This is a genomic window from Streptomyces niveiscabiei (assembly GCF_001419795.1).
Taxonomy (GTDB): domain Bacteria; phylum Actinomycetota; class Actinomycetes; order Streptomycetales; family Streptomycetaceae; genus Streptomyces; species Streptomyces niveiscabiei.
The window spans coordinates 1-2,316 of the sequence record NZ_LIRL01001328.1 but is presented as its reverse complement, the minus strand read 5'-3'; the positions used below and the strand labels follow the sequence as shown (position 1 = coordinate 2,316).

The following is a 2,316-nucleotide window of genomic DNA, read 5'->3' as shown; positions in this document are numbered from 1 at the left end:
TCGGCGGCAGGGGGTTCGGTGGCGCTTGCCTCTGGCGGCAGGCGTTTGTGGCGGCGGCCCGCAGTGGCTTTCGGCGGCAGGGGGTTCGGTGACGTTTGCCTCTGGCGGCAGGCGGTCGTGCGGCAGCCCGTAACTGGGCTCGGCGGCAACCGACTTCCGGCGACAGCCCGCTGCCCCGGCGGCGGGCGCCATCGGCAGCAGTCGGCTGGCGGTGACAACCTGCCCCCGGTAAGAGCCCGCCCCCGGCGGCAGGCGTTTGTGGCGGTGGCCCGCAGCAGGGGTCGGCGGGAGCCGGCTCGTGGCGACAGTCCGCTTTCCGGCGACTGGCGCTTTCGACGGCAGGCGGCTCGCGGTGTGAGCCTGCCCCGGCGACTGGTGCTCCCGGCGGCAGTCCGCAGCCGGTCTTGGCGCGCTCCCCCCAGCTCGCCCGTTCTCAGCGGCTCCCGTCCAGGATCACCCGCGCCACCAGCGCCGGATCGTCGTTCATCGGCACATGGCCGCAGCCCGGGAGGCGGACCAACCGCGCCTGAGGCATGACGTGTTTCGCGCGCACGCCCTGGCGCCGCAGGAGTACGCGGTCCCGGGTGCCCCAGGCGATCGTCACGGGGACGTCCCGCACGTCGTCCGTGAACCGGACCGAGCCGCCCGCGCGCAGGGTCGCGTCGAAGCCCGTTGCGCCGGTGAGGGCGAGGGTTTCAGCGACCACCGACTCGGGTGAACGGCGTGCGGGGCGGGCGTAGATGGTGCTGGTCAGGGCTGTGCGGCCGGCTGCCGACTTGGAGAGGCGTTCCACCAGGGGGAGCGGCATCCCGCGCGCGATGCGGCGCATCGTCAGCAGCAGGGTGAACGCGTATCGGCGTTCCGCCTCGGACCAGAACCCGGCGGGGGACAGGGCGGTGACGGACCGTGCGAGGTGCTCGCGGCCCAGTTCCAGGGCGATCAGGCCGCCGAGGGAGTTGCCCGCGACGTGCGGCCGGTCCAGGCCGAGGGTCTCGCAGAACGCCGCGAAGACCGCGCTGGTCGTGGGGAGGTCGTAGGCGAGGCCCTCCGGGAGCCCCGGGGATGCGCCGAAGCCGGGGAGGTCCACCGCGATGACGTCCCGCTCGGTCGCCAGGATGTCGATCACCGGGTCCCAGGCCTGGCGGTGGTGCCCGATGCCGTGCAGCAGGAGCAGCGGCTCGCCGTGGCCCACGCGCGCGTAGGAGACGGTCACGGGCTGCGGCCCGCGCGCGGAGGGGACCTTGAAGGAGGCGGTCGCGGACATCGGGTGCTCCTCGGATGGACTCGGCTGTGCAACTCCGTAGACAGTTTGTCAGTTGTTGCTACCGACGGGTAGCCCTCGGTGGCCTGCCGTCGATTCCGGGCCACGCCTGACCGAAAGCGGTTTCTCCCATTGGTATTGACCAAGGTTGAGGGCCGTCCTATGGTCGCTGACAAGTGAAACAACCTTTAATAAACAAGGGCGCGTAAAGGGCCTGAGCCACACGGGGCGGGGTGGAGGACAGGGTGGGGACCACGCAGCTGGAAACGGTGCCGGAACCGAAGTACTGGCATCTGCGGACAGTGCTCAGCGAAGCACTCGACTCGGAGTTCACGGTGGGGGAGGTACTGCCCAACGAGCGCGACCTCGCGGCCCGCTTCGGCGTCGCCCGCGCGACACTCCGGCAGGCACTGGAGCAACTCGAACTGGAGGGCCGCCTCCATCGCCGGCGAGGCGTCGGCACGACCGTCGCACCCCCGCGCGTAGGCGTCGACGTCGGCCCCGAGGGCAGGGCCTGGCCCAGCGACGACACTTGGCAGCCCGTCGACAGCGACCTGACGGCGCCCCCTGCGGCCGTCTCCACCGCCCTCGCGCTCCCGCGCGGGCTCGCCGTCCACGTCGTGCGCCGCTCCCGCGTCTCCCACGGGCAGCCGGTCGCCGCGGAACTCCTCTACGTCCCGGGGGGCTCGGTCCCCGCGCTGCCGTCCACGGACGCCCTCTCGGGCCCCGCCCGCGCGCGTGCGCTGCTCCGCGAACTCCACCACCTGGACCTCACGGCCCAGAACCGCTCCGTGGAGCTCGGCTCCGCGCGCGCGGACGACGCGAAGCAGCTCGACCGGCTGCCGGGGGCTCCGGTCCTGGTCGTCACGACCCACTTCATGGCCGCCGGCCGCGTCGCCGCGCTCTCCGTCGCGACGTACCGCGCTGACACGTGCCGATTGACGTTCGGCGCGGCGGGCGGCGTGGAGATCGAGGAAGGGTTGGGGGAGAGGGTCTCCTGAGCCCGTACGGGGCGCCCGGCTCCTCGGCTGGACGCCGGGCGCCCCGTACGGGCT

The 2,316-nt window shown here is 72.9% G+C and carries 2 protein-coding genes; one reads left to right on the top strand and one right to left on the bottom strand.

Annotated elements, in window-relative coordinates; genetic code table 11:
* Positions 1 to 433: 433 nt before the first annotated feature.
* Positions 434 to 1,264 carry an alpha/beta fold hydrolase gene (locus tag AOK24_RS43685; RefSeq protein ID WP_055725373.1) on the bottom strand — a complete coding sequence of 277 codons (831 nt, stop codon included), beginning with the start codon at positions 1,262 to 1,264 and terminating at the stop codon, positions 434 to 436.
* Positions 1,265 to 1,506: 242 nt separating this feature from the next.
* Here AOK24_RS43685 and AOK24_RS43680 point away from each other — a divergent pair, with 242 nt between their 5' ends.
* On the top strand, positions 1,507 to 2,262 hold the full coding sequence (locus tag AOK24_RS43680; RefSeq protein ID WP_055725372.1) for a GntR family transcriptional regulator: 756 nt from the start codon (positions 1,507 to 1,509) through the stop codon (positions 2,260 to 2,262).
* Positions 2,263 to 2,316: the final 54 nt, after the last annotated feature.

Bases quoted from the DNA above. Each gene is read 5' to 3' on its own strand.
- AOK24_RS43685 (WP_055725373.1), bottom strand. From the start codon at position 1,264: ATGTCCGCGACCGCCTCCTTCAAGGTCCCCTCCGCGCGCGGGCCGCAG.